21 protein-coding genes and 2 tRNA genes are annotated in these 26,099 nt (G+C 62.1%); 10 read left to right on the forward strand and 13 right to left on the reverse strand.

Annotated elements, in window-relative coordinates:
• Positions 1-4 precede the first annotated feature (4 nt).
• The 9 genes from FQ664_RS22195 to FQ664_RS22235 all read left to right on the forward strand — a co-directional run bounded on the left by FQ664_RS22195 (position 5) and on the right by FQ664_RS22235 (position 14,180).
• Complete coding sequence (locus tag FQ664_RS22195) at positions 5-1,447, forward strand: sigma-54-dependent transcriptional regulator (RefSeq protein ID WP_144174925.1); 1,443 nt, start codon at positions 5-7, stop codon at positions 1,445-1,447.
• A 979-nt stretch (positions 1,448-2,426) separates the two neighbouring features.
• Positions 2,427-3,809: a polynucleotide adenylyltransferase PcnB gene (locus tag FQ664_RS22200; protein WP_144174927.1), complete on the forward strand. Its 1,383-nt coding sequence runs from the start codon at positions 2,427-2,429 to the stop codon at positions 3,807-3,809.
• Complete coding sequence (gene folK / locus FQ664_RS22205; protein ID WP_144174929.1) at positions 3,806-4,285, forward strand: 2-amino-4-hydroxy-6-hydroxymethyldihydropteridine diphosphokinase; 480 nt, start codon at positions 3,806-3,808, stop codon at positions 4,283-4,285. The genes FQ664_RS22200 and folK overlap by 4 nt, the downstream gene beginning before the upstream one ends.
• Before the next feature lie 262 nt (positions 4,286-4,547).
• Complete coding sequence (gene panB, locus FQ664_RS22210; protein ID WP_087499429.1) at positions 4,548-5,348, forward strand: 3-methyl-2-oxobutanoate hydroxymethyltransferase; 801 nt, start codon at positions 4,548-4,550, stop codon at positions 5,346-5,348.
• Complete coding sequence (panC, locus tag FQ664_RS22215) at positions 5,345-6,208, forward strand: pantoate--beta-alanine ligase (RefSeq protein WP_144174931.1); 864 nt, start codon at positions 5,345-5,347, stop codon at positions 6,206-6,208. The genes panB and panC overlap by 4 nt, the downstream gene beginning before the upstream one ends.
• Before the next feature lie 248 nt (positions 6,209-6,456).
• The gene (pgi, locus tag FQ664_RS22220) at positions 6,457-8,121 is read left to right on the forward strand and encodes a glucose-6-phosphate isomerase (RefSeq protein WP_144174933.1); all 1,665 of its coding nucleotides are present in this window, start codon (positions 6,457-6,459) and stop codon (positions 8,119-8,121) included.
• A gap of 197 nt (positions 8,122-8,318) precedes the next feature.
• Positions 8,319-10,253, forward strand: coding sequence for an acetate--CoA ligase (gene acs / locus FQ664_RS22225; protein ID WP_144174935.1), 1,935 nt, complete (start codon positions 8,319-8,321; stop codon positions 10,251-10,253).
• A gap of 42 nt (positions 10,254-10,295) precedes the next feature.
• The gene (locus FQ664_RS22230) at positions 10,296-11,165 is read left to right on the forward strand and encodes an oxygenase MpaB family protein (RefSeq protein ID WP_144174937.1); all 870 of its coding nucleotides are present in this window, start codon (positions 10,296-10,298) and stop codon (positions 11,163-11,165) included.
• Positions 11,166-11,243: 78 nt separating this feature from the next.
• Complete coding sequence (locus FQ664_RS22235) at positions 11,244-14,180, forward strand: DUF748 domain-containing protein (protein WP_144174939.1); 2,937 nt, start codon at positions 11,244-11,246, stop codon at positions 14,178-14,180.
• Between the two features lie 102 nt (positions 14,181-14,282).
• Here the strand turns inward: FQ664_RS22235 and FQ664_RS22240 are convergent, their stop codons facing one another.
• Positions 14,283-14,696, reverse strand: coding sequence for a VOC family protein (locus tag FQ664_RS22240; RefSeq protein WP_010955354.1), 414 nt, complete (start codon positions 14,694-14,696; stop codon positions 14,283-14,285).
• Positions 14,697-14,756: 60 nt separating this feature from the next.
• Here FQ664_RS22240 and FQ664_RS22245 point away from each other — a divergent pair, with 60 nt between their 5' ends.
• Entirely contained in the window at positions 14,757-15,059 is a 303-nt protein-coding gene (locus tag FQ664_RS22245; protein WP_144174941.1) for a heme-binding protein, read from the forward strand.
• A 70-nt stretch (positions 15,060-15,129) separates the two neighbouring features.
• On the opposite strand, the gene FQ664_RS22250 is transcribed toward FQ664_RS22245, so the two are convergent.
• The 12 genes from FQ664_RS22250 to tpiA form a co-directional block, all read right to left on the reverse strand.
• Positions 15,130-15,480: a BON domain-containing protein gene (locus FQ664_RS22250; protein WP_144174943.1), complete on the reverse strand. Its 351-nt coding sequence runs from the start codon at positions 15,478-15,480 to the stop codon at positions 15,130-15,132.
• Between the two features lie 263 nt (positions 15,481-15,743).
• Entirely contained in the window at positions 15,744-17,849 is a 2,106-nt protein-coding gene (gene pnp, locus FQ664_RS22255) for a polyribonucleotide nucleotidyltransferase (RefSeq protein WP_144174945.1), read from the reverse strand.
• Between the two features lie 250 nt (positions 17,850-18,099).
• Positions 18,100-18,369 carry a 30S ribosomal protein S15 gene (gene rpsO / locus FQ664_RS22265; RefSeq protein WP_003249971.1) on the reverse strand — a complete coding sequence of 90 codons (270 nt, stop codon included), beginning with the start codon at positions 18,367-18,369 and terminating at the stop codon, positions 18,100-18,102.
• A gap of 147 nt (positions 18,370-18,516) precedes the next feature.
• Positions 18,517-19,434, reverse strand: a complete 918-nt coding sequence (truB, locus tag FQ664_RS22270) for a tRNA pseudouridine(55) synthase TruB (protein WP_013974284.1) — start codon at positions 19,432-19,434, stop codon at positions 18,517-18,519.
• A gap of 3 nt (positions 19,435-19,437) precedes the next feature.
• Complete coding sequence (gene rbfA / locus FQ664_RS22275; RefSeq protein ID WP_025340699.1) at positions 19,438-19,836, reverse strand: 30S ribosome-binding factor RbfA; 399 nt, start codon at positions 19,834-19,836, stop codon at positions 19,438-19,440.
• A gap of 117 nt (positions 19,837-19,953) precedes the next feature.
• Positions 19,954-22,488, reverse strand: coding sequence for a translation initiation factor IF-2 (gene infB, locus FQ664_RS22280; RefSeq protein ID WP_144174949.1), 2,535 nt, complete (start codon positions 22,486-22,488; stop codon positions 19,954-19,956).
• A 27-nt stretch (positions 22,489-22,515) separates the two neighbouring features.
• The gene (nusA, locus tag FQ664_RS22285; protein WP_027595024.1) at positions 22,516-23,997 is read right to left on the reverse strand and encodes a transcription termination factor NusA; all 1,482 of its coding nucleotides are present in this window, start codon (positions 23,995-23,997) and stop codon (positions 22,516-22,518) included.
• A 59-nt stretch (positions 23,998-24,056) separates the two neighbouring features.
• Complete coding sequence (rimP, locus tag FQ664_RS22290; RefSeq protein WP_003249960.1) at positions 24,057-24,515, reverse strand: ribosome maturation factor RimP; 459 nt, start codon at positions 24,513-24,515, stop codon at positions 24,057-24,059.
• A gap of 130 nt (positions 24,516-24,645) precedes the next feature.
• Positions 24,646-24,722: transfer RNA gene (locus FQ664_RS22295), tRNA-Met, on the reverse strand.
• Between the two features lie 100 nt (positions 24,723-24,822).
• A tRNA-Leu gene (locus tag FQ664_RS22300) sits at positions 24,823-24,908 on the reverse strand.
• A gap of 21 nt (positions 24,909-24,929) precedes the next feature.
• The gene (secG, locus tag FQ664_RS22305) at positions 24,930-25,328 is read right to left on the reverse strand and encodes a preprotein translocase subunit SecG (RefSeq protein ID WP_085625692.1); all 399 of its coding nucleotides are present in this window, start codon (positions 25,326-25,328) and stop codon (positions 24,930-24,932) included.
• A 4-nt stretch (positions 25,329-25,332) separates the two neighbouring features.
• On the reverse strand, positions 25,333-26,088 hold the full coding sequence (gene tpiA / locus FQ664_RS22310) for a triose-phosphate isomerase (protein WP_144174950.1): 756 nt from the start codon (positions 26,086-26,088) through the stop codon (positions 25,333-25,335).
• Positions 26,089-26,099 lie beyond the last annotated feature (11 nt).

A 26,099-nucleotide genomic window follows, 5' to 3' on the forward strand; every position in this document is an offset into this window, starting at 1 on the left:
ATCAATGCCGCACATTCTGATCGTCGAAGACGAAACCATCATCCGCTCGGCCTTGCGCCGCCTGCTCGAGCGGAACCAGTACCAGGTCAGCGAAGCCGGCTCGGTGCAGGAAGCCCAGGAACGCTTCAGCATTGCCACCTTCGACCTGATCGTCAGCGACCTGCGCTTGCCAGGCGCGCCCGGCACCGAACTGATCAAGCTCGGCCAGGGCACCCCGGTGCTGATCATGACCAGCTACGCCAGCCTGCGCTCGGCGGTAGACTCGATGAAAATGGGCGCGGTGGACTACATTGCCAAGCCCTTCGACCACGACGAGATGCTGCAAGCCGTGGCGCGCATCCTGCGCGACCGGCAGAACGCTCCAACTGCCGCACCGACGGCCGAGCCACGCGCCACCAATGGCAAAGCCGCCCCGGCCGACAAAGGCAGCGCAGCAGCCGCCAATGGCGAAATCGGCATCATTGGCTCGTGCCCGCCGATGCAGGACATGTACAGCAAAATCCGCAAGGTCGCGCCCACCGACTCCAATGTGCTGATCCAGGGCGAGTCGGGCACCGGTAAAGAGTTGGTCGCACGCGCCCTGCACAACCTGTCGCGCCGCGCCAAGGCACCGATGATTTCGGTGAACTGCGCGGCGATCCCCGAGACACTGATCGAGTCCGAGCTGTTCGGCCACGAAAAAGGCGCATTCACCGGCGCCAGCGCCGGGCGCGCCGGCCTGGTGGAAGCTGCCGATGGCGGTACCTTGTTCCTCGACGAAATCGGCGAACTGCCGCTGGAAGCCCAGGCCCGCCTGCTGCGCGTGCTACAGGAAGGCGAGATTCGCCGGGTGGGTTCGGTACAGTCGCAAAAGGTCGATGTACGCCTGATCGCCGCGACCCACCGCGACCTGAAGAACCTGGCCAAGGCCGGCCAGTTCCGTGAAGACCTGTATTACCGCCTGCACGTGATCGCCTTGAAACTGCCTGCCCTGCGCGAGCGCGGCAGCGACGTCAACGAGATCGCCAGCGCCTTCCTCGCCCGCCAGAGTGCGCGCATCGGTCGCGACGACCTGCACTTCTCGGCCGAAGCCGAGCAGGCCATTCGCCACTACAGCTGGCCGGGTAACGTGCGAGAGCTGGAAAACGCCGTGGAGCGTGCGGTGATCCTCAGCGAGAGCGCAGAAATTTCCGCCGACCTGCTGGGCATCGACATCGAGCTGGGCGACCTGGAGGAGGACGAAATCCTCGACAGCGCCCTGGCCGTGGCCAGTGCGACCAATGCCAGCCATGAGCCGACCGAGGACCTGTCGCTGGAGGACTACTTCCAGCACTTCGTGCTCGAGCATCAGGACCACATGACCGAAACCGAACTGGCCCGCAAGCTCGGGGTCAGCCGCAAGTGCCTGTGGGAACGCCGCCAGCGCCTGGGCATCCCACGGCGCAAGAGCAACGCTACCAGCGAATAACCCCGACCTGATCAGCGTAAGCCGCAGCACATGTGGCGCCTGTGAAATCGAGCGCCGCCCGCGCGGCGCATCGCGAGCTGCGCTCGCTCCTACGTTTGTTTGGGGCCAATTATTCCTGGGGGATTTGCGCGCGAACGCTTTGGCGCATGACGGGAAATCGCGTCGAACGAACAAGGCGGTCGCGCGCGCCTGTGACAGGCGTGACTGGCCCGAAACAAACGTAGGAGCGAGCGCAGCTCGCGATGCGCCGCGCGGGCGGCGCTCGATCGCATAGGCGCTAAACAGGCGTGGCGAGCACACCTGGCCAGAAAACACCCAAGCCCCCGCAAAAATCTGTTACCCAAGCTTTCCGCCGTAACAGTCCCCGAGGCATACGGTAACGAAATTTCGATATTTTCAGCCCTCGAAATTTCTCGAAACCGCCCCAAGCCCTTGATTTTACTGGATTTCGAAAAGTTGGCACGGCACCTGCTATATGTCTGGTACAAGAACAATAACAAGCACTGCAACTCAGAATAAGAACAAGACGAAACGGCTCACGCACAATAAAAACAAGACGGCGGAGGCGCAGCTAACTGATTCTTTTGGAGAGGATGCGTGTTTGGGGCTTGCCCCACAACCAGGCAGAGAACAACAAAAACTGCACTAAAAAGCAGCGCCTGAACTGGTTGGATCGACAGATCAACGTGACATCAGCGGCCAAAGCAATCCGTTTGCTCTTAACCCCTGGATTGGGGGTCGTCCACAAGCTTCGAGATTTGTGGACAGGGCACTCAACAAAAACAAGAAGCCCAGCAGAAAAACAATAAGAGCACGCAACGACTTCTTGGGGAGCTTAGGCTCCCCTTGTCGTTTCTACCCCTCTGGCAGGCATCCTGCTACCCGCCTACACCATTCCTTGAGTAAATGCTAGAATCCCCGCCCATCATGCGGCCATTCTCCTATTCTTGGCCGAACATTCCTTCAAACAGTGCATCCCATGCTGAAGAAGCTGTTCCAGTCGTTCCGCCCGCCCGTACCGGGCCCGCACCACAGGCGCACCACGCCTAAGGTGATCAACAAGAGCCAGCACTCGCTGCAGCGCCACCAGTTCAGCCGCCATGCGGTGAACATCGTGGAGCGCCTGCAAAGCGCCGGCTACCAGGCTTATCTGGTCGGTGGCTGTGTCCGCGACCTGATGCTGGGCATCATGCCGAAAGACTTCGACGTCGCCACCAGCGCCACCCCCGAACAGGTCCGTGCCGAGTTCCGCAATGCGCGCATCATTGGTCGCCGCTTCAAGCTGGTCCACGTGCATTTCGGCCGTGAGATCATCGAAGTCGCCACCTTCCGCGCCCACCATTCGGAAGACGATCAGGGCGACAGCCACCGTTCGTCGCACAATGCCAGTGGCCGCATCCTGCGTGACAACGTGTACGGCACCCTGGAGGAAGACGCGCAACGTCGCGACTTCACCATCAACGCCCTGTACTACGACCCGGTCAGCGAGCGCATCCTCGACTACGCCAATGGCGTGCACGATATCCGCAACCGCCTGCTGCGCCTGATCGGTGACCCTACCCACCGCTACCAGGAAGACCCGGTGCGCATGCTGCGTGCGGTGCGTTTCGCCGCCAAGCTCGACTTCGGCATCGAAAAGCACACAGTCCAGCCGATCCGCGAACTGGCCCCGCTGCTGCGCGAGATTCCGCCAGCGCGTCTGTTCGAAGAGAGCCTCAAGCTGTTCCTCTCCGGGCAGGGCGCCATCGTCTTCGAAATGCTGGTCGACCTGCAGTTGTTCGAGCCGCTGTTCCCGGCCAGTTCGCATGCCCTGGACGAGCGCCCGACCTACACCCACACGCTGATCAGCCAGGCGCTGAACAACACCGACCTGCGCGTGAAGCAAGGCAAACCGGTAACCCCGGCGTTCCTCTTCGCCGCGCTGCTGTGGCCAGCCCTGCCGGCCCGCGTGCTGCACCTGCAGAACCAGGGCGTACCACCGATCCCGGCCATGAACGGTGCGGCCCACGACCTGATCGCCGAGCAATGCGCGCGCATCGCCATCCCCAAACGCTTTACCCTACCGATCCGCGAGATCTGGGACATGCAGGAGCGTCTGCCCCGCCGCAGCGGCAAGCGCGCCGACATGCTGCTGGACAACCCGCGCTTCCGCGCCGGCTACGACTTCCTGTTGCTGCGGGAAAGCGCCGGGGAAGAAACCGACGACCTCGGCCAGTGGTGGACCGACTACCAGGATGCCAACGACAGCGAGCGCCGCGAGATGATCCGCGAGCTGGGCAGCCGTGACGAAGGCGCCGGCCCGCGCAAACGCAAGCGCAGCGGTGGCAAACGCAAACGCAGTGGCGACGAGGCGTTCGAGTGAGCATCCGCGCCTATATCGGCCTGGGCAGCAACCTGGACGCACCTGCCGAGCAGCTGCGCAGTGCCTTGCAGGCGCTCGACCAGATAGAAAGCACGCGCCTGGCGGCGGCCTCGGCCCTGTACACCAGCGATTCGCTGCTGCCCGGCCAGCCACGTTTCACCAATGCCGTCGCCGCCCTGGACACCGCCCTGCCGCCGCTGGCCCTGCTCGATGCACTGCAGGCCATCGAGCACGATCAGGGCCGCGTGCGCAAGGAGCGCTGGGGCCCGCGCACACTGGACCTGGACATCCTGCTGTTCGGCGACCAGGTGCTCGATGAGCCACGCCTGAAAGTGCCGCATTACCACATGCATGCCCGGCCTTTCGTGCTGTACCCGCTGGCCGAACTGGTACCGGGCGATTTTCGCCTGGCCGATGGCCGCGCCCTCGCGCAACTGCTCGACGACTGCCCGTTCGTCGGCCTGGAACGCCTGTAAACCGGGCATTCCAGCCTTGCACGCTGGCGCGGTAACGCCAGTAACACCCTGATCGTAACAATGCGGTAACAGGGTGATTGACTTCCCCCACCTCGCTCACGACTATAGGCGTCCCGTGTGGCACCAAAGTGCCGCATACCCGTATTTAGGCCCGGACGGACCTGTGCCCGAACATCACGCGCGATGATGTGCCGCTCCGGAAGATGACTACACGCGTTGAATGCAGTCGTTTTTTACAGCGCCTGAACGAGGAATTTCCTACATGCCTGAAGTAACCCTGACCACCCTCAATGGCCTCAAGGCCAAGGGTGAAAAAATCACCATGCTGACCTGCTACGACGCGACCTTCGCCAAGGCCGCCAGCCAGGCCGGTGTCGAAGTGTTGCTGGTGGGCGACTCGCTGGGGATGGTCCTCCAAGGCCACGACAGCACTCTGCCAGTGACCACCGCGGACATGGCCTACCACACCGCCAGCGTCAAACGTGGCAACGACGGTGCGCTGATCCTCGCCGACCTGCCGTTCATGGCACATGCCACCCCGGAGCAGGCCTTTGCCAACAGCGCCACGCTGATGCAGGCTGGCGCCCACATGATCAAGATCGAAGGCGCTGCCTGGCTGGCCGAGACCATCCGCCTGCTGGCCGAGCGTGGTGTGCCGGTGTGCGCGCACATGGGCCTGACCCCGCAAACTGTCAACGTGCTGGGCGGCTACAAGGTCCAGGGCCGCCAGGAAGCCCAGGCCCGGCAAATGCGCGCCGACGCCATCGCCCTGGAGCAAGCCGGTGCGGCGATGCTGCTGCTCGAATGCGTGCCCAGCGAACTGGCGGCGGAAATCACCAATGCCGTGGGCATACCGGTGATCGGCATTGGCGCCGGCAGCGGCACCGATGGCCAGGTGCTGGTCCTGCACGACATGCTTGGCCTGTCGCTGAGCGGCCGGGTACCGAAGTTCGTGAAGAACTTCATGCAAGGCCAGCCGGATATCCACAGTGCCCTCGTCGCTTACGTCGAGGCGGTCAAGCAAGTCAGCTTCCCTGGCAGCGAACACGGGTTCAGTGCATGAATACAGTCAAGACCGTCCGCGAACTGCGCGCCGCAGTCGCCCGCGCCCGCGGTGAAGGCAAGCGCATCGGCTTCGTGCCGACCATGGGCAACCTGCACAGCGGCCATGCCGCCCTGGTGACCAAGGCCGCGCAGCGCGCCGATTTCGTGGTCGCCAGCATCTTCGTCAACCCACTGCAATTCGGCGCCAACGAAGACCTCGACAAGTACCCGCGCACCCTGGCCGCCGACCAGGAGCGCCTGCTTCAGGCAGGCTGCAATTTGCTGTTCGCGCCTACCGTCGAAGAGATGTACCCCGACGGCATGAGCGTGCAAACCCGTGTCAGCGTGCCGCACCTTTCCGAGGGCCTGTGCGGCGCCAGCCGGCCCGGGCATTTCGAAGGCGTGGCCACTGTGGTCAGCAAACTGTTCAACATGGTCCAGCCCGACCTTGCCGTGTTCGGTGAAAAGGACTTCCAGCAGCTGGCAGTGATCCGCGCCATGGTGCGCGACCTGAACATGCCGATCCAGATCATCGGCGAGCCCACCGTACGAGCCGAGGACGGCCTGGCGCTGTCGTCGCGCAATGGTTACCTCACGCCTGAGCAGCGGGCTGCGGCGCCAGCGTTGTACCGCACGCTGCAGCATATCGCTGCTGGCATCGGCCGGGGCCAGCGGGACTTTGCCGCGCTGGTTGCCGAAGGCCAGGCGCAGTTGACCGCCGCTGGTTTCCGGCCGGATTACCTGGAAGTGCGTCATGCCGTGAGCCTGCGTCCAGCAGTGATCGATGATCGAGATCTGGTGGTGATTGCGGCGGCTTACCTGGGTAACACGCGATTGATCGACAACCTTTACCTGCATGTGGAAGAGAAGACCGCGTAACAGCATGGGGCTGCTTTGCAGCCCATTCGCCGGCAAGCCAGCTCCCACCTCGTGGTCGATGCGCTCGAGGTGGGAGCTGGCTTGCCGGCGATGAGGCCAGTACAGGCAACACAAGACAGTTGCTCCCCCCAAATTCCCCCGCCATACCCATTCCCTGCAAGTGGCCTTTGCCTATAATGGTGCCAGCCTGAACCCGGCAATGACTGCCGTGTCCAAGGCCTCACCACGCACCAAGGGAACCCCGCGCAATGGCGTATTACCGTACACCCCACGATGTGACGGCCCTGCCCGCCTGGCAGGCGCTCCAGCAACACCGCGACGCCATGCAAGGTTTCAGCATGCGCGAAGCCTTCGCCGCCGATGCCAAACGCTTCGACCAGTTCTCCCTGAGCTGCTGCGGCCTGTTCCTCGACTACTCGAAAAACCTGATCACCGAACAAAGCCGCGACCTGCTGGTCAACCTGGCCAACGAAGTGGGCCTGCAGGACGCTATCAAGTCGATGTTCAGCGGCGAAATCATCAACGCGTCCGAAGGTCGCCCGGTGCTGCACACCGCCCTGCGTCGGCCAGTGGGCGACAAGCTCAGCGTCAACGGCGTGAACGTCATGCCGGAAGTGCACAAGGTGCTCAACCAGATCACCGAACTGGTCGGCCGCATCCATGACGGCCTGTGGCGCGGCTACAGCGAAAAGCCGATCACCGACGTGGTCAACATCGGCATCGGTGGCTCGTTCCTCGGCCCCGAGCTGGTCTCCGAGGCGCTGCTGCCATATGCCCAGCGCGGCGTGCGCTGCCACTACCTGGCGAACATCGACGGCAGTGAGTTCCACGAGCTGTCGGCCAACCTGCGCGCCGAAACCACCCTGTTCATCGTCTCGTCGAAGTCGTTCAACACCCTCGAGACCCTGAAGAACGCCATGGCTGCGCGTACCTGGTACCTGGCCCAGGGCGGCTCGGAAGCCGAGCTGTACCGCCACTTCATCGCCGTTTCCAGCAACAAGGCCGCCGCCGTGGCCTTCGGTATCCGCGAAGAAAACATCTTCCCGATGTGGGACTGGGTGGGTGGGCGCTACTCGCTGTGGTCGGCCATCGGCCTGCCGATCGCCCTGGCCATCGGTACCGCCAACTTCAAGGAACTGCTGTCCGGTGCCTACACCATGGACCAGCACTTCCAGACCGCGCCGTTCGACAAGAACATGCCGGTGCTGCTGGCCCTGCTGGGCGTGTGGTACGGCAACTTCTGGGGCGCGAACAGCCACGCGATCCTGCCGTACGACCACTACCTGCGCAACATCACCAAGCACCTGCAACAGCTGGACATGGAGTCCAACGGCAAGAGCGTGCTGCAGGATGGCACCCCGGTGAAGACCGATACCGGCCCGGTGATCTGGGGCGGCGTCGGCTGCAACGGCCAGCATGCCTACCACCAGTTGCTGCACCAGGGCACCCAACTGATTCCGGCCGACTTCATCGTGCCGGTGGTGAGCTTCAACCCGGTGGCCGACCATCATCAGTGGCTGTACGCCAACTGCCTGTCGCAGAGCCAGGCACTGATGCTGGGCAAAACCCGTGAGGAAGCCGAAGCCGAGCTGCGTGGCAAAGGCCTGAACGAAGCGGACATCGAAAAACTGGCCCCGCACAAGGTGATCCCGGGCAACCGCCCGAGCAACACCCTGGTGGTGGAACGCATCAGCCCGCGCCGCCTGGGCGCGCTGGTGGCGATGTACGAGCACAAGGTCTTCGTACAGAGCGTCATCTGGGGCATCAACGCCTTCGACCAGTGGGGCGTGGAACTGGGCAAGGAGCTGGGCAAGGGCGTGTACCAGCGCCTGGTCGGCAGCCTGGAAGACAGCGCCGAAGACGGCTCCACCCAAGGCCTGATCAACTACTTCCGCGGCCGTCACCGCGGTTGATCTGAAACCGGCACCGGCCTCTTCGCGGGTAAACCCGCTCCCACAGGTATTGCACGAATCTCAAATAGGTGCGGTCCCTGTGGGAGCGGGTTTACCCGCGAAAGGGCCGGCACAGGTTGAACACCTCGCCCAGCTACACTGTCCTATCGAATAGCCGTTGCAGTCCCTCGCCCCTTACAAGAGCAGGACCACCCGCCATGTTCGATATCCGCAACTACCCTCAGGCCCTGGCCGTCAGCCAGTCCGCCGCCCTCACCCCCGATGAGTACCGCCGCCTCTACCGCCAGTCGGTGGACGACCCCGACGCCTTCTGGGCCGAACAGGCCAAGCGCCTGGACTGGATCAAGCCCTGGTCGAGCGTGCAGCAATGCGACCTGAAGAGCGGCGAAGCCCGCTGGTTCGACGGCGGCCAGCTCAATGTCAGCTACAACTGCATCGACCGCCACCTGGCCCGACGCGGCGAACAGACCGCCCTGCTGTGGGAAGGCGACGAGCCCAAGGATTCCAAGGCCATCACCTACCGCGAACTGCACCGCCAGGTCTGCCGCCTGGCCAATGCGCTGAAAGCACGCGGGGTGAAGAAAGGCGACCGGGTGTGCATCTACATGCCGATGATCCCCGAGGCCGCCTTCGCCATGCTTGCCTGCACCCGTATCGGTGCCATCCACTCGGTGGTGTTTGGCGGCTTTTCGCCCGACGCCCTGCGCGACCGTATCCTCGATGCCGACTGCCGCACAGTGATCACCGCCGATGAAGGCGTGCGCGGTGGCAAGCGCATTCCGCTGAAACAGAACGTCGACAAGGCCCTGGCCAGTTGCCCCGCAGTCAGCAGCGTGTTCGTGGTACGCCGCACCGGCGCTGATGTCGCCTGGGCCGAAGGCCGCGATCTGTGGTACCACCAGGCAACGGAAAAGGCCGGCGACGATTGCGCCCCCGAGCCGATGGAAGCCGAAGACCCGCTGTTCATCCTGTATACCTCCGGCAGCACCGGCAAACCCAAAGGCGTGTTGCATACCACCGGCGGTTATCTGCTGCAGGCCACCCTCACCTTCAAGGTGGTGTTCGACTACCGCGAAGGCGAGGTGTTCTGGTGCACCGCCGATGTCGGCTGGGTCACCGGACACAGCTACATCGTCTATGGGCCGCTGGCCAATGGTGCGATCTCGCTGATGTTCGAAGGCGTGCCCAACTACCCGGACACCTCGCGCTTCTGGCAGGTAGTGGACAAGCATCAGGTAAACATCTTCTACACCGCCCCGACCGCCCTGCGTGCCTTGATGCGCGAAGGCGACGGACCACTGCAAGGCACCTCGCGGCAGAGCCTGCGCCTGCTCGGCAGCGTCGGTGAGCCGATCAACCCCGAAGCCTGGGAATGGTACTTCGAGGCCGTCGGACAAAAGCGCTGCCCCATCGTCGATACCTGGTGGCAAACCGAAACCGGCGGCATCATGATCACCCCGCTACCCGGCGCGCAGGCGCTCAAGCCCGGCTGTGCCACCCAGCCCATGTTCGGCGTGCAACCGGTACTGCTGGACGAAAAGGGCAAGCTCATCGAAGGCCCCGGTGCCGGCCTGCTGGTCATCAAGGCCAGCTGGCCCGGGCAGATCCGTAGCGTCTATGGCGACCATCAGCGCATGGTCGACACCTATTTCAAGCCGATGCCCGGCTATTACTTCACCGGCGACGGTGCCCGCCGCGATGCCGATGGTGACTACTGGATCACCGGGCGTATCGATGACGTGATCAACGTTTCCGGCCATCGCATCGGTACCGCCGAGGTGGAAAGCGCGCTGGTGCTGCATGACAGCGTCGCCGAAGCTGCCGTGGTCGGTTACCCCCACGACCTCAAGGGCCAGGGGGTGTACGCCTTTGTCACGACGATGAATGGGGTAACCCCGGACGCAGCGCTAAAGACCGAGCTACTGGCCCTGGTCAGCAAGGAAATCGGCAGTTTTGCCAAGCCCGAGCTGATCCAGTGGGCTCCGGCGCTGCCCAAGACCCGCTCAGGCAAGATCATGCGGCGTATACTGCGCAAAATCGCCTGCAACGAGCTGGACAACCTGGGCGATACCTCGACCCTGGCAGACCCCGGCGTGGTGCAGGGCCTGATCGACAAACGCCTCAACCAGTAACCGGCGGCCGCTGTTCATGGCTGCCCTGAACCACAGGTCGCCATGGAAGCCCTTCGCCGCCGCATCGAAACCCAGGTCATGAGCCTCACCGGGCTGGCCCTCGGCCAGCTCGACCTGGAATCGCCCAAGGGCGACCCCGGCCTGTTCGGCCCGCACAGTGTCAGCTGGCGGGTCCATGGCGATTTCCCGAGCATGCTGGTCGGGGGCATCAGTGCCCTGATGCTGCAGTTGCTGCACCCGCTGGCCCTGGCCGGGGTGTGGGACCATTCCAACTTCCGTGAAGACCTGCTCGGCCGTCTGCGCCGCACCAGCCAGTTCATCTCCGGCACCACCTTCGGCGCCACCCGGGATGCCGAGTGGCTGATCGACAAGGTGCGCACCATCCACCTGCAGGTGACCGGCACCGCGCCGGATGGCCGCCCGTATGCGGCCAGCGACCCGGACCTGCTGACCTGGGTGCATGTGGCGGAAGTCAGCAGCTTCCTCGCCGCCCACCTGCGTTACCGCAACCCCCACCTTGCGCGCGCCGAGCAGGATGCCTACTACGCCGAAATCGCGCTGATCGCCGAGCGCCTTGGTGCCCGCAACGTGCCGCGCTCGTGCCAGCAGGTCGCGGACTACCTGCAGCGCATGCGCCCGCAGTTGCAATGCGATGCCCGCAGCCACCAAGTGGTCGACATCCTGCTCGACGCCCCGGCTCCCAGCCGTCTGGCGCAGCCAATGGGCAAGCTGATGCTGCACGCGGGTATCGACCTGCTGCCGGCCTGGGCCCAGGCGATGCTCAGCCTGCAGCACGGCCCGCTGCAGCAGCGCATGATCCGCCTGGGCCTGCAACGCACCGCGCCGATACTGCGCTGGGCAATGCGCGACGGCTCGGCACACCGGGCCAAACGGCGTATGGGCATCGAATGATGGCAAATGGTCGCCTCAGCGGAACTGATTTAACGTGCCATACTCCAAGCTTTCCTGCTTAGACAGACGAAGCGACACATGTACAAAGGATTGACTCGCGCCGCTGGCGCACTGCTGGCCCTCGTAGCCCTCTACAGCCTTCTCGGCTTTCTCATACTCCCCGGTGTCGCGCTGCGCATCGCCAACCAGCAGTTGGCCCAGTACGCAACCGTGCCTGCCCACCTCGAACGGATCGAGCTCAACCCCTTCAGCCTCGAGCTGACGCTGTGGGGCCTGCAGATCGGCGAGCCGGGCAAGGAGCAGGTCGGCTTCGACCGGCTATACGCCAACCTCTCGCTCGACAGCCTGTGGAGCGGCGCCCTGCACCTGGACGCAGTAGAACTGGTCAAGCCACGCAACGAAGTGCTGTTCGCCAAGGACGGTACCCTCAACCTGACCCGCCTGTTCAAGTTGCCCCCAAGCGAAGCCAAGCCCGACGAGCCGCCCAGCGACCCGTTCCCCCTGCGTATCGGCAGCATCAAGCTCAGCGAGGGCTACCTGCACTTCGAGGACCTGCGTCCGAGCGAGCCGATCGAGTTCCTCTACGACAACATGAACCTGGAGCTGAAAAACCTCAGCACCTTGCCCAACGACAATGCCGACATGACCCTGGTGGCCATCGGCCCCAACGGCGGGCGCATCGACTGGAAAGGCACCCTGAGCCTGGCGCCGATCGCCTCCGAGGGCACACTGAAGATCACCGACAGCAAGATGAAGGCGTTCTGGCCCTATGTACGCGATGCCGTGCCACTGGTGCTCGAAGAGGGGGTAGTCAGCCTCGATACCCATTACAAGCTCAACCTCGCCAAGCAGACCGAACTGTTGCTGGACAACGCTTCGCTGCGCATCGCGCCGTTCGCCATCAAGGCGCCGGATGGCCGCCCGTTGGCACGCCTGGCCAGCCTGGAGGTGAGCGAAACCTCGGTCGACCTGGTCAAGCAGTTGGTCACCGTGGGCAAGATCCGCAGTGAAAAACTGGAAACCTGGGCCGCGCTGGAAAAGGACGGCCAGCTCGACTGGCAGAAGCTGTTCGCCAGCCAGCCGGCCAAGACCACGCCGAAAGAAAAGGCCGAGCCCGCCGCCGCCGAGCCCACGCCCGAACAGCAAGCCGCCAAGGCGCCGAGCAAGCCCTGGCAGGTGCTGCTCAAGGACGTGCAACTGCGTAACTACCTGGTGCACCTGGCAGACCGTACCCAGAAAGAGCCGGTGGCCCTCGACGTCGGCCAGCTCAACGCCGACCTGCAAGGTTTCGACAGCCTCAACCAGTCGCCCTTCACCCTCAAGCTCGATACCGGCGTGGGTAGGCAAGGCAAACTGCAGGCATCCGGCCAGGTCAACCTGGCGCCCATCTGGGCCAAGCTGGACGTCAGCAGCCGCGACATCGACCTGCGCGTGGCCCAGGCCTATATCAGCCCGTTCATCCTGCTGGAGCTGCGCAGCGGCATGTTCGCAAGCGACCTCAAGGTCGACCTGAAGAACACCGCACCGCTGGCCTTCAGCGTCACCGGCAAGGCACAGGTCAGCCAGCTGCATACCCTGGACACCATCAAGAGCCGTGACTTCGTCAAATGGCAGCAGGTGAACGTCGACGGCCTGTCCTACATGCACGGCGATGCGCTGTCGATCGACAAGGTGACCCTGCTGCAGCCCTATGCGCGCTTCATCATCAATGAAGACCGCACCACCAACATCAATGACCTGCTGATCCCACAGCCGGCCGGCGCCCCGGCGACCAGCCAGGCCAAGCCGGCCGCAGCCAGCAACGACAAGCCACTGGGTATCCACATCGGCCAGATCGACATCAACGACGGCTCGGCCAACTTCGCCGACCTGTCCCTTACCCCCAATTTCGCCACCGCCATCCAGCAGCTCAACGGCCAGATCGGCACCATCGACAACCGCAAGCCGGTGCCGGCCAAGGTCGACGTCAAGGGCAAGGTCGACCGCTACGCGCCGGTCACCATCAAAGGCGCCCTCAACCCGTTCAACCCGCTGGCCAGCCTGGACATCGCCACCAGCTTCAAGCGGGTCGAGCTGACCACACTGACGCCCTACTCCGGCAAATTCGCCGGTTTCCGTATCCGCAAGGGTCGGCTCAACCTAGACCTGCACTACCTGATCACCAATGGCCAGCTGAAGGCCGAGAACAAGGTGGTGGTGGAGCAGCTGCAGTTGGGCGAGAAGGTCGACAGCCCGGACGCAGTGGACCTGCCGATCCGCCTGGCAGTGGCGCTGCTGAAGGATACCGAAGGCAAGATCTCGATCGAGCTGCCAGTGTCCGGCGACCTCAACAACCCGCAGTTCAGCGTGATGCCAATCGTCTGGCAAACACTGCGCAACCTGGTGTTGCGTGCGGCGCAGGCGCCGTTCAAGTTCATTGGCGGGCTGGTTGCCGGCGGTGGCTCGGAAGATCTGGGCAACGTGGCCTTCGCCCCGGGCTCCAGCGAGCTCAGTGGCGACGCCCAGGCATCGCTGGACAAGCTGGCCTCGGCCCTGAAAGAGCGCCCGGAACTGCGCCTGGAAATCGAAGGCACCAGCGCCCAGGCCAGCGATGGCCCGCTGATCGCCCAGCAGCGCCTGGAGCGTGAGTACCAGGCCACCTGGTACAAGATCCTGCAGCGTCGCGGTGACAAGGTGCCGGCCAATGCCTCGATGCTGGTCGTCGACGACAGCGACAAACCGGCGATGCTCGAAGGCATCTACCGTAACCGTCTGAAACAGCAACCGCCTGCCGAATGGGAGCAACTTGGCCGTGACGAGCGCACCGCCAAGCTGCGCGAGGCGGTGATCAAATCCTGGGCCGAGAGTACCGCGCTACTGCGCACACTGGGCCAGGAGCGGGCCAGCAGCATCAAGGATTACCTGGTGGACAAGGGCCAGCTGGAAGATGACCGGGTGTACTTCATCGATACCAACCTGGGTCAGGCCGAGAGCGATGGGCGGGTGGTGACGCCGATGCATCTGGATGCCGAGTAAGCTCTACTGGCAGGTCTGGCCTCTTCGCGGGTAAACCCGCTCCCACAGGTACTGCGCGGGCCTGTAGGCGCGGGTTTACCCGCGAAGAGGCCGGTACAGGCTTCAGACCAACCGCTGCCCCGACACCGCCGGGTGATACAGCGGCTGCACCTTGTTCCCAGCCGGGTCCAACAGGTGGAAGCTACGCGCCCCGTCACCATGGTTGAACGGCCGATCCAGCAAGGTCACACCGTGGGCCTTGAAGTACTGGTACCAGGCCTCCAGCTCCTCCACGCTATCGACGATGAACCCATAGTGGTCCAGGGTCTGCAACCCATTGGCGGCCCCTGCCCCGCGCCCCAGCGACAGGTTGTCATTACCACAAGTGAGATACACCAAGTCTTCGTTGGCGCGGTTCAACACTTCCATGCCCAGCACATCGACGTAGAAGCGTTCGCACTCCTCCAGGTTGGGCACCAACAAGGCAATATGGCGCAGGCCGTTCAGGCGGCCAGGGCGTGCAGGCAATTCGGACATTGGCGAGACTCCATTTCTGTATACAATTCACAAATGAATTTAAAACAAAAGGAGAGCCTTGTGTATAGCCTGTTCATCAAGACCCGAGTGAAGCCCGGTTGCGCCGAGGATTTTCTGATCGCGATCAAGGTCAATGCCGCTGCTTCCGTCGCCAGCGAACCTGGCTGCCTGGTGTTCGATGTGTCGCAGGACCGGCTCGACCCGGAGGTGATCTACCTGTACGAGATCTACCGTGATGATGCGGCGTATGAAGCGCATACGCAGACTGCGCATTTCCGCGACAGCCGGCCGCTGGTCGAGCCCTTGATCCTTGAGCAGGAATGCTTCGAGAGTGATGTGATTGCGCGTAATCCGGTGTATTAAACAAAAAGGGGCCGCCTTGCGGCCCCTGACTGAATAGATGGCCAAATCCGTTTGGCCGACGAGACATTCCTTATTCGGCCTTCAGGCCATCAGCCGACACGGCCTGCACGCCCTTGATCTTCTTGGCGATGGCAATGGCCGCCTCTTTCTGTGCTGCGGTCACCGCCGTATCAGAGGACAGCGACACGACACCCTTGTTGGTTTCGACCTTGATATCGCCACCAGGCACACCTTTCTCGGTCATCAGGTCAGCCTTTACCTTGGTAGTGATCCAGGTATCGGAGGCCGCTTCCTTGGTCTTGGTCACCTCACCGGCCGCCAGCGTCATCGGGGCCTGGGTGGACTGCTGGGCGAATGCCGCGTTAGCCATGGTCAGGGTCAGAGCGGTAGCAGTAGCGGCAGCAATGGCGAACTTCTTCATAGGGGTCACTCCTGTTTTTCGAAAGGTCTGCGCCGTATTTCCTGGCGACAGGTATGAGGATAGTTGCATGCGCTATGCCAGTTATTCTGCTCAGGCTGTTTCATTAGAAATCAACTACTTAGCGAATAGCCCGCCTGCCCGCAGTCGTGCATTTTGCAATCCGCACGATAAACCTGCATGCAAGATGCAAGTCCGCAAAAGGTTCCCTTTCGCCCCATGAAAAAAGGGCCCCGAAGGGCCCTTTCCTGTTGCCTGGCAGTCGCTTAGACGCCCGAGGCCTTGGCCGCGGCAACGTCCTTGATCGACAGCTTGATACGGCCGCGGTTGTCCACGTCCAGTACCAGTACTTCAACTTCCTGGCCTTCCTTGAGGATGTCGGTAACTTTCTCGACGCGAGCATCGCTCAGCATGGAGATGTGCACCAGGCCGTCCTTGCCAGGCAGGATGTTGACGAAAGCACCGAAGTCGACGATGCGCTCGACCTTGCCGACGTAGATCTTGCCGATCTCGGCCTCGGCAGTGATACCCAGGATGCGCTGCTTGGCAGCCTCTGCCGCTTCCTTGGTTTCGCCGAAGATCTTGATCGAACCGTCGTCTTCGATGTCGATCGAAGCCTTGGTTTCTTCGCAGATGGCGCGAATGGTGGCGCCGCCTTTACCGATGACGTCACGGATCTTGTCGGTGTCGATCTTCATCGCGATCATGGTCGGAGCGTTGGCCGACAGCTCGCTACGCGACTGGGCGATGATCTGGTTCATCTGGCCGAGGATGTTCAGGCGCGCTTCCAGGGCCTGGCCCAGGGCGATTTCCATGATCTCTTCGGTGATGCCGTTGATCTTGATGTCCATCTGCAGCGCGGTAACACCCTTGGCGGTACCGGCTACCTTGAAGTCCATGTCGCCCAGGTGGTCTTCGTCACCCAGGATGTCGGTCAGGACAGCGAACTTGTCACCTTCCTTGACCAGGCCCATGGCGATACCGGCAACCGGTGCCTTCATCGGTACACCGGCGTCCATCAAGGCCAGGGAAGCACCGCAGACCGAAGCCATGGAGCTGGAACCGTTGGACTCGGTGATTTCCGAAACCACGCGGATGGTGTACGGGAATTCGCTGTCGCTCGGCAGCATCGCCTGTACGCCACGACGGGCCAGGCGGCCGTGGCCGATTTCACGACGACCGGCGCCGCCCATGCGGCCGCACTCACCCACCGAGAACGGCGGGAAGTTGTAGTGCAGCATGAACGGGTCTTTCTTCTCGCCTTCCAGGGTGTCCAGCAGCTGGGCGTCACGGGCAGTACCCAGGGTCGCGACGACCAGGGCCTGGGTTTCGCCACGGGTGAACAGTGCCGAACCATGGGTCTTCGGCAGTACGCCGACTTCGATGTTCAGCGGGCGCACGGTGCGGGTGTCACGGCCGTCGATACGCGGCTTGCCGTTGACGATGTTCTCGCGGACGGTGCGGTATTCCAGCTCGCCGAAGATTTCCTTGATGGCGCTGGCGGACGGGCAGGTCTCTTCGTTGCTCAGACGGGCAACAGCCTCGTCACGCAGCTGGCCCAGGCGGTTGTAGCGGTCAGCCTTCTGGGTGATGGTGTAGGCCTGCGAAACGGCTTCGCCGAACTCGCCACGCACCAGGTTCATCAGCTCGACGTTGGCCGGGGCTGGCTGCCAGTCCCAGGTCGGCTTGCCGGCTTCGGCGGCCAGTTCCTTGACGGCCTGGATCACGGCCTGGAATTCGTCGTGGGCGAACAGTACGGCGCCCAGCATCTGGTCTTCGGTCAGCTCTTTGGCTTCCGATTCAACCATCAGTACAGCCGATTCGGTACCGGCAACGACCATGTCCAGGCTCGAGGCAGCCAGTTGCTCGTAGGTCGGGTTCAGCAGGTAGCCGGTGCTTTCGTGGAAGGCAACGCGAGCGGCGCCGATCGGGCCTTCGAACGGAATGCCGGAAATGGCCAGGGCAGCCGAGGTACCGATCATCGCAGCGATGTCCGGGTCGGTCTTCTTGCTGGTGGAAACCACGGTGCAGACGACCTGCACTTCGTTCATGAAGCCTTCCGGGAACAGCGGACGGATCGGACGGTCGATCAGGCGCGAGGTCAGGGTCTCTTTCTCGGAAGGACGGCCTTCACGCTTGAAGAAGCCACCCGGGATCTTGCCGGCGGCGTAGGTCTTTTCCTGGTAGTGAACCGACAGCGGGAAGAAACCCTTGCCTGGATCAGCCTGTTTGGCGCCTACCACAGTCACCAGCACGGTGACGTCGTTGTCGACGGTAACCAGCACGGCGCCGGTTGCCTGACGGGCAATACGGCCCGTTTCGAGAGTGACGGTCGATTGACCGAACTGGAAAGTCTTGATTACCGGGTTCACGGTTTCCTACCTTTTTCAGTGGCTCTGGGGGGAACTGGTTTCTTGCGAATTCTTGGGCAGAACGGGGAATCGGCCCCGTTGACCGTCCAGATACAACACGAGGCTGGGAGCCTGGCACCAAGCGGAAAATCCGCTCAGCATTGCCAGGCTGCCAACCTCGGAGATACGCGTGGCGTGTCCAACGGCAGCGCTGCAAAACAGCCCTGCCGAAGCCTGCGACACGCCATGCACACCACTGGTCAGGCCGCTATTAGCGACGCAGACCCAGGCGACCGATCAGGGCGCTGTAACGAGTGGTGTCTTTGCCCTTCAGGTAGTCCAGCAGCTTACGACGCTGGTTGACCATACGGATCAGACCACGACGGGAGTGGTGGTCTTTGTCGTTGGCCTTGAAGTGGCCTTGCAGCTTGTTGATGTTGGCGGTCAGCAGAGCAACCTGCACTTCCGGGCTACCGGTATCGCCGGCGGCTTGCTGGTATTCGGCAACGATCTGAGCTTTTTCTTCAACGCTGAGGGCCATGTGGCTTCTCCTGATAACGGATCCCGCATGCGGGGTCCAATAGGCCAGGGACTAATCCCTGTATTAATAAAAAAGGTGTGACCGTGCCTACTGACAGCCACCCTTGATGCCGTGGAGTCTGGCAATTGCCTGGCCCCACGGTTTCGGTCATTCCGACCGAATCAGCCGACGCGGCGCAATGCGCCCGTCTTCGCTCACTTCACCGATACCGATGAAGCGTGCATTGTGATCCTGTACCCGGACCATGCCAAATTGTGGCGCGTCCGGCGCGCGTACCGCCTGCCCATGCAGCCAGTAGAACGCACTGTGCTCGGACAGGCACACCAGCGGCCAGTCCTGCAGGCCGCTGTCAGAGGGCATCAGGAAGCGGTCGAGCGCTTCGTTGCCGCCTTCGGCGTGGGCCTGTTCGAGTTCCTCGAGGGTGACCGTCTGTGCCAGCGCGAAGGGCCCGGCCTGGGTCCTGCGCAGCTCGGCGACATAGGCGCCGCAGCCAAGGGCCTCGCCAATATCCTCCACCAGGGTGCGGATATAGGTGCCTTTGCTGCATCCTACGCTCAACCGTGCACGGGTGCCTTCGCACTCGAGCAACTCCAAGCGGCCAATAGTAACAGAACGCGCCTCACGCTCCACTACCTCTCCTGCACGTGCCAGCTTGTACAGCGGTTGGCCGTCACGCTTGAGCGCCGAGTACATCGGCGGAATCTGGCTGATCTGACCACGAAAACGTGGCAGCAGGGCTTCGATGTCGGCGCGACCAACGGTCACCTCGCGGGTCTGCAGCACCTCACCTTCGGCATCGCCGGTGTTGGTAGTCTGCCCCATCTGCATGACTGTTTCGTAGCCCTTGTCGGAATCGAGCAGGTACTGCGAAAACTTGGTCGCTTCGCCAAAGCACAGCGGCAGCACGCCGGTTGCCAGCGGGTCGAGGCTGCCGGTATGGCCAGCCTTTTCCGCATTGAGCAACCAGCGCACCTTTTGCAGGGCGGCATTGGAGGTGAAGCCCAGCGGCTTGTCGAGCAGGATGATGCCGCTGACATTGCGGCGGATACGTTTGACCTGGGCCACCGCTTACTCCTCGGCGTCCGGCTTGTCGGCATCCTTGTGCAGGCGGTCTTCGGCCACTGCACGCTCGATCAGCGCCGACAGGTGTACACCGCGGCTGACACTTTCATCGAAGTGGAAGTGCAGTTGCGGCACGCTGCGCAGCTGCATCGAGCGCCCCAGGTGCAAACGCAGGAAGCTTGCGGCGCTGTTCAGAGCCTTCAGCGACTGCTGAACGGCGTCCGGGGTTTCCTCGCCCATGACGGTGATGAACACCTTGGCATGACCCAGGTCACGGCTAACGTCGACGGCAGTGATGGTAACCAGACCGACACGCGGGTCTTTGACTTCGCGACGGATCAGCTCGGCCAGCTCGCGCTGCATCTGATCGCCGATACGTTGGGTACGGCTATATTCTTTGGCCATTCTTGCTACCTGTAACTTAAAGCGGCAAACGCCCGGACAGACCAATGGCCTGACCGGGCGCTACCTGAAGAGGTACCGCAAGCTGCCCTGCAGCGGGCGCTTGCGGCTCGCTCGCCCTTAAAGGGTACGAGCCACCTGGACTTTCTCGAAGACTTCGATCTTGTCGCCGACCTTGACGTCGTTGTAGCTCTTCACGCCAATACCGCACTCCATGCCGTTACGCACTTCGGAGGCGTCGTCCTTGAAGCGACGCAGCGACTCCAGCTCGCCTTCGAAGATCACAACGTCTTCGCGCAGTACGCGGATCGGACGGTTGCGGTACACGGTACCCTCGATGACCATACAGCCAGCGATGGCGCCGAACTTCGGCGAACGGAACACGTCACGCACTTCGGCGACACCCAGGATGTTCTCGCGAACATCGCTGCCGAGCATGCCGGTCAGGGCCTTCTTGACGTCTTCGATGATGTCGTAGATCACGTTGTAGTAACGCATATCCAGACCTTCCTGCTCGACGATCTTGCGCGCGCCGGCATCGGCACGCACGTTGAAGCCGAACAGTACTGCATTCGAAGCCAGCGCCAGGTTGGCGTCGCTTTCGGTGATACCACCGACGCCGCCACCGATCACGCGCACCTGAACTTCGTCGTTGCCCAAGCTCGACAGCGAACCCTGCAGTGCTTCCAGGGAACCACGCACGTCGGTCTTGAGGACGATGTTGAGGGTCTTCTTCTCTTCCTGACCCATGGTCTCGAAGATGTTTTCCAGCTTGCCGGCGTGAGCACGGGCCAGCTTGACCTCGCGGTATTTGCCTTGACGGAACATGGCAACTTCACGGGCCTTCTTCTCGTCGGCGACCACGGACAGCTCGTCACCGGCTTCCGGGGTACCGTCCAGGCCGAGGATTTCGACCGGGATCGACGGGCCGGCTTCCTTCACAGGCTTGCCGTTCTCGTCAAGCATGGCGCGCACGCGGCCATAGTTGGAGCCGCACAGGACCATGTCGCCCTGACGCAGGGTACCGTCCTGAACCAGGATGGTCGCCACCGGGCCACGGCCCTTGTCCAGGCGCGATTCGACAACCACACCACGACCTGGAGCGGTCGGGGTAGCGGTCAGCTCGAGGATCTCGGCCTGCAGCAGGACAGCTTCGAGCAGTTCGTCGACGCCGGTACCCATCTTCGCCGAAACCTTGACGAACGGAGTGTCACCACCCCAGTCCTCGGAGGTGACGCCTTCGACGGCCAGCTCGTTGCGGATGCGGTCGAGGTCGGCACCCGGCTTGTCGATCTTGTTCACCGCGACCACCAGCGGAACGCCGGCTGCCTTGGCATGCTGAACGGCTTCGCGGGTTTGCGGCATCACGCCGTCGTCCGCCGCCACCACCAGGATGACGATGTCGGTCGCCTTGGCACCACGGGCACGCATTGCGGTGAAGGCAGCGTGGCCCGGGGTGTCGAGGAAGGTGACCATGCCGCGATCGGTTTCCACGTGGTAGGCACCGATGTGCTGGGTAATACCACCAGCTTCGCCAGCGGCAACCTTGGCACGACGGATGTAGTCGAGCAGCGAGGTCTTACCATGGTCAACGTGACCCATGACGGTAACGACCGGCGCGCGCGATTCCACTTCACCTTCGAACTTCAGCGATTCGGCCAGGGAGTCTTCCAGGGCGGTATCGCTGACCAGGGTCACTTTGTGGCCCAGTTCTTCGGCGACCAGCTGAGCGGTTTCCTGGTCGAGCACCTGGTTGATGGTGACCGGGGTACCCAGCTTGAACATGAACTTGACCACTTCAGCGGCCTTGACCGACATCTGCTGGGCCAATTCCGAAACGGTGATGGTCTCACCGATGGTCACGTCACGGATGACTGGACCGGTCGGGTTCTGGAAGCCGTGCTGGTTGCGCTTCTTCAGCTTGCTCTTGCCACCGCGGCCACGGCGTACGCCATCGCTCTCTTCATCGGTGGTGCGCGGCGCCGCACGTGGAGTCGGAGCCTTTTCCTTCTCCTTGACCTTGACCTTGATCGACACACGCGGGGCCTCACCACGACCACCACGACGGTCTTCGTCACGGGTACGGCCTTCGCTACGACGGGCTTCGTCCTTCTTGCGCTCGGCAGCACGGGCTGCGGCGTCTTCGGAGGCCGGGGCGTCGGCAACTACCGGGGCCGGAGCAGCGGCAGGCGCCGCCTCTGGCTTGGCGGCAGGCGCAGGGGCTGCTGCAGCGGTTTCGGCGGCCAGACGGCGAGCCTGCTCTTCGTTGCGCTGGCGAACATCGGCCTCGACCTTCTCACGAGCGGCGTTTTCAGCCGAGCGACGCTCTTCCAGCTCACGCTTCTGCTCAGCCTGGACCTCTTCCGGGCTGCGCTGCACGAATACTTTCTTCTTGCGTACTTCTACGCTGATGCTCTTGCTACCGGCGACACGCAGGGTGCTGGTGGTTTTGCGCTGCAAGGTAATCTTGCGCGGCTCTTCCGCCTTGCTCTTGTGGCTGCTCTTCAAATGAGTAAGCAGGGTCTGCTTCTCATTGTCGGTCACTACCTGACCGGCGTCGGTGTGCGGCAGACCTGCCTCACGCATCTGCTGCAGCAGGCGCTCTACCGGTGCCTCGACCTCTTGGGCCAGTTCTTTCACCGTGACTTGCGTCATGCACTTCTCTCCTCAGGCCGCGCCTAATTACTCGAACCAGTGGGCTCGGGCGGCCATGATCAACTTGCCGGCACGCTCTTCGTCGATGCCGTCGATGTCGAGCAGATCGTCTATCGACTGCTCGGCCAGGTCTTCGCGGTTAACCACGCCGCGCACCGCCAGTTCCGCCGCCAGGTCCTTGTCCATGCCCTCAAGGGAGAGCAGGTCTTCAGCCGGATGGGCGTCTGCCAGTTTTTCTTCGGTAGCGATGGCCTTGGTCAACAAACGGTCCTTGGCTCGAGCGCGGAGCTCGTTGACGATATCCTCGTCAAAGCCATCGATGTTGAGCATTTCTTCCAACGGTACGTAGGCAATTTCTTCGAGGCTGGTGAAGCCTTCGTCGACCAGCACTTGGGCCAGCTCCTCGTCGACTTCCAGTTCATCGATGAAATTGCGCAGGATGTCACCGGTTTCGGCCTGCTGCTTGGCCTGGATGTCCTTCTCGGTCATCACATTCAGGGTCCAGCCGGTCAGCTGACTGGCCAGGCGAACGTTCTGACCGCCACGACCAATGGCCTGGGCCAGGTTGTCCTCGGCAACGGCGATGTCCATGGCATGGGCATCTTCATCAACGATGATCGCCGCGACTTCAGCCGGCGACATGGCGTTGATGACAAACTGCGCCGGGTTATCGTCCCACAGGACGATATCCACACGCTCACCACCCAACTCCCCGGATACAGCCTGGACGCGCGAACCACGCATGCCGATACAGGCGCCTTGCGGGTCGATGCGCTTGTCCTTGGAGCGGACGGCGATCTTGGCTCGCGAACCCGGATCACGGGAGGCAGCCATGACTTCGATCAGGCCCTCGGCAATTTCCGGCACTTCGATGCGGAAAAGCTCGATCAGCATCTGTGGCGCGGTGCGCGACAGGATCAGCTGTGGGCCACGGTTCTCGGTGCGAATTTCCTTGAGCAGCGCACGCAGGCGCACACCAACACGGAAGGTCTCGCGCGGAATGATGTCTTCGCGGGCCAGCAGGGCCTCGGCGTTATTGCCCAGGTCAACGATGACGTTGTCGCGGGTAACCTTTTTAACGGTACCGGAGATGATCTCGCCAACGCGCTCGCGGTAGGCATCGACCACCTGGGCACGCTCGGCCTCACGGACCTTCTGCACGATGACCTGCTTGGCGGTCTGGGCGGCGATACGACCGAACTCGATGGACTCGATCTTCTCTTCGATCACGTCACCGACCTTGGCTTCCGGGTGGGTTTCGTGAATCTTGCTCAACCAGGTCTCGATCGCCGGATCATCAAGATCGGCTTCGTCGACCACGGTCCAGCGACGGAAGGTCTCGTAGCTACCGGTGTGGCGGTTGATTTCCACACGCAGGTCGACTTCGTCTTCAAAACGTTTTTTGGTTGCAGTGGCCAGTGCCACTTCCAGCGCTTCGAAAATGACGCCGGGCGGTACACCTTTTTCGTTGGATACCGATTCAACAACCAGCAGTACTTCTTTGCTCATCGTACGCCTCGCCTTGCGCAAGCCATTGGGCCCGGATCGTACGCCGGTCCCGGCACGTCTCAGTCAAAACTGGGAATAATATTGGCCTTGTCGATCGAGTCGATCGGCAACAGGAACTCTTGATTGTCCACCTGGACCACCACGTCCTGCTCCTCCACACCGCGGAGAAGGCCCTGGAAGTTACGACGACCCTCGAAGGGTGAGCGCAGCTTGATCTTCACTTGTTCGCCGGCATGCGAGGCAAACTGTTCCAGAGTGAACAGTGGGCGATCCATGCCTGGAGAAGACACCTCAAGGGTGTATTCACTGCTGATCGGATCTTCCACATCGAGAATTGCGCTGGCCTGACGGCTGACCGCTTCGCAGTCGTCCACCAGGATGCCGCCTTCCTTGTCGATGTAGATGCGCAGTACCGAATGCTTACCCTGGGAAACGTATTCGATCCCCCAGCATTGATAGCCCAGACCCTCGACAACCGGGGCCAACAAGGCCTGCAACTGTTCTAGCTTGCTCGACACCTGAACCCCCTCGTGCATGCTGTGCAAATAAAAAATGGGCAAAGCGCCCATCCCTGAAAGCGCCGTTGGACAACGACGCCGAAAACTGTTCGGCTAGCAAAAAGCCCCTGAAAAGGGGCTCCGCTGAAGCTGGTTGCGGGGGCTGGATTTGAACCAACGACCTTCGGGTTATGAGCCCGACGAGCTACCAAGCTGCTCCACCCCGCGACAAAGCTGGGGCAAAAGTATAAGACCGAACCCTGTTGAGGGTCAAATCCGAACCTTCACCTGCAAGAAAGCCCGCTAAAGCGGGCTCTCAAGCTTTAATTGGTACCGAGAAGGGGACTCGAACCCCTACACCCTATGGGCACAACCACCTCAAGGTTGCGTGTCTACCAATTCCACCACCTCGGCAATACTACTACTTGAAACCCGTTACTTCTGCTCTTGTGCCGGAGGAGGAACATCACCCGTATCAGGAGTGGTTTCGCTCTTCTGCTGCTGGAGCACCGGTACATCATCATTAACTGCCGGTTTCTGCGGCTCTTTCACTTCTAGCACTGCTGGATCTGGAAGACCTGCCTGGCTAAGCTGGTGAGCTTGTTGCTTCGCGAAGTATCCTAACCCAAGTGCTGTCAAAAAGAAAGTGGCAGCGAGTATTGCAGTTAATTTACTCAGGAACGTTGCAGAGCCCTGGCTCCCGAACACGGTATTTGAAGCACCCGCGCCGAAAGATGCACCTGCTTCCGCACCCTTACCCTGTTGCAACAGAACCAGCACTACAAGCGACAGCGCTGCCAACAGATGAAAAACAACGATGACTGTTTCCAGCATTTGTTCAGTTTCCTGCGGCGCGACAAATTGCACCGAATTCGTCTGCGTTCAGGGAAGCCCCACCAATGAGCCCCCCATCGATATCCGGCATGCCGAACAGTTCGGCCGCATTGGCCGCCTTCACGCTGCCGCCGTAGAGCAACTGCACCTTCGCAGCCACTTCAGCATCTTTTGCCGCCAGCTGGCCGCGGATGGCGGCGTGCACATCCTGGGCCTGCTGTGGCGTGGCCGTAAGGCCGGTGCCGATGGCCCATACAGGCTCATAGGCAATTACTGCATTGGCAAAAGCCTTAACACCGAATGCCTCGATGATACTGCTTAGTTGACGCCCGACAACTTCGAGCGTTTTGCCAGCCTCGCGCTCTTCAAGGGTTTCCCCGATGCAAAGCACTGGCTTCAAACCTTTGGCCTGGGCCGCCGCAAACTTGCGATTGAGCACTTCGTCAGTTTCACCAATGATCTGGCGACGCTCTGAATGGCCAATCAACACCAACTTGCAACCTGCTTCAACCAGCTGTTCCGGAGCAACTTCTCCGGTCAGCGCACCCTGTTCGGGTTGTACTGCAGAATTCTGTGCGCCGACAGTAATTTCCTTACCCGCCAGACCATCGATCACTTGATTGATGAACAAGGCCGGTGGAAACACCGCGACTTCCACTCCGCTCGGCAAGGCCAGATTTCTCAAGCCTTCGGTCAGCTCAGCGACGCTAGCGCGGGTACCGTGCATCTTCCAGTTACCAGCTACCATAGGGCGACGCATGCTTTACCTCG

Origin of the sequence: Pseudomonas persica (genome assembly GCF_900291015.1) — a bacterium.
Lineage (GTDB): Bacteria > Pseudomonadota > Gammaproteobacteria > Pseudomonadales > Pseudomonadaceae > Aquipseudomonas.

Excerpts from the sequence above, each read along its gene's own strand:
- infB (WP_144174949.1), bottom strand. The coding sequence starts at position 22,488 with ATGACGCAAGTCACGGTGAAAGAACTGGCCCAAGAGGTCGAGGCACCG.
- rpsO (WP_003249971.1), bottom strand. The coding sequence starts at position 18,369 with ATGGCCCTCAGCGTTGAAGAAAAAGCTCAGATCGTTGCCGAATACCAG.
- pgi (WP_144174933.1), top strand. The coding sequence starts at position 6,457 with ATGGCGTATTACCGTACACCCCACGATGTGACGGCCCTGCCCGCCTGG.
- FQ664_RS22240 (WP_010955354.1), bottom strand. The coding sequence starts at position 14,696 with ATGTCCGAATTGCCTGCACGCCCTGGCCGCCTGAACGGCCTGCGCCAT.
- FQ664_RS22200 (WP_144174927.1), top strand. The coding sequence starts at position 2,427 with ATGCTGAAGAAGCTGTTCCAGTCGTTCCGCCCGCCCGTACCGGGCCCG.
- FQ664_RS22250 (WP_144174943.1), bottom strand. The coding sequence starts at position 15,480 with ATGAAGAAGTTCGCCATTGCTGCCGCTACTGCTACCGCTCTGACCCTG.
- FQ664_RS22235 (WP_144174939.1), top strand. The coding sequence starts at position 11,244 with ATGTACAAAGGATTGACTCGCGCCGCTGGCGCACTGCTGGCCCTCGTA.
- panB (WP_087499429.1), top strand. The coding sequence starts at position 4,548 with ATGCCTGAAGTAACCCTGACCACCCTCAATGGCCTCAAGGCCAAGGGT.
- panC (WP_144174931.1), top strand. The coding sequence starts at position 5,345 with ATGAATACAGTCAAGACCGTCCGCGAACTGCGCGCCGCAGTCGCCCGC.
- rbfA (WP_025340699.1), bottom strand. The coding sequence starts at position 19,836 with ATGGCCAAAGAATATAGCCGTACCCAACGTATCGGCGATCAGATGCAG.
- acs (WP_144174935.1), top strand. The coding sequence starts at position 8,319 with ATGTTCGATATCCGCAACTACCCTCAGGCCCTGGCCGTCAGCCAGTCC.
- FQ664_RS22230 (WP_144174937.1), top strand. The coding sequence starts at position 10,296 with ATGGAAGCCCTTCGCCGCCGCATCGAAACCCAGGTCATGAGCCTCACC.
- secG (WP_085625692.1), bottom strand. The coding sequence starts at position 25,328 with ATGCTGGAAACAGTCATCGTTGTTTTTCATCTGTTGGCAGCGCTGTCG.
- FQ664_RS22195 (WP_144174925.1), top strand. The coding sequence starts at position 5 with ATGCCGCACATTCTGATCGTCGAAGACGAAACCATCATCCGCTCGGCC.
- tpiA (WP_144174950.1), bottom strand. The coding sequence starts at position 26,088 with ATGCGTCGCCCTATGGTAGCTGGTAACTGGAAGATGCACGGTACCCGC.
- nusA (WP_027595024.1), bottom strand. The coding sequence starts at position 23,997 with ATGAGCAAAGAAGTACTGCTGGTTGTTGAATCGGTATCCAACGAAAAA.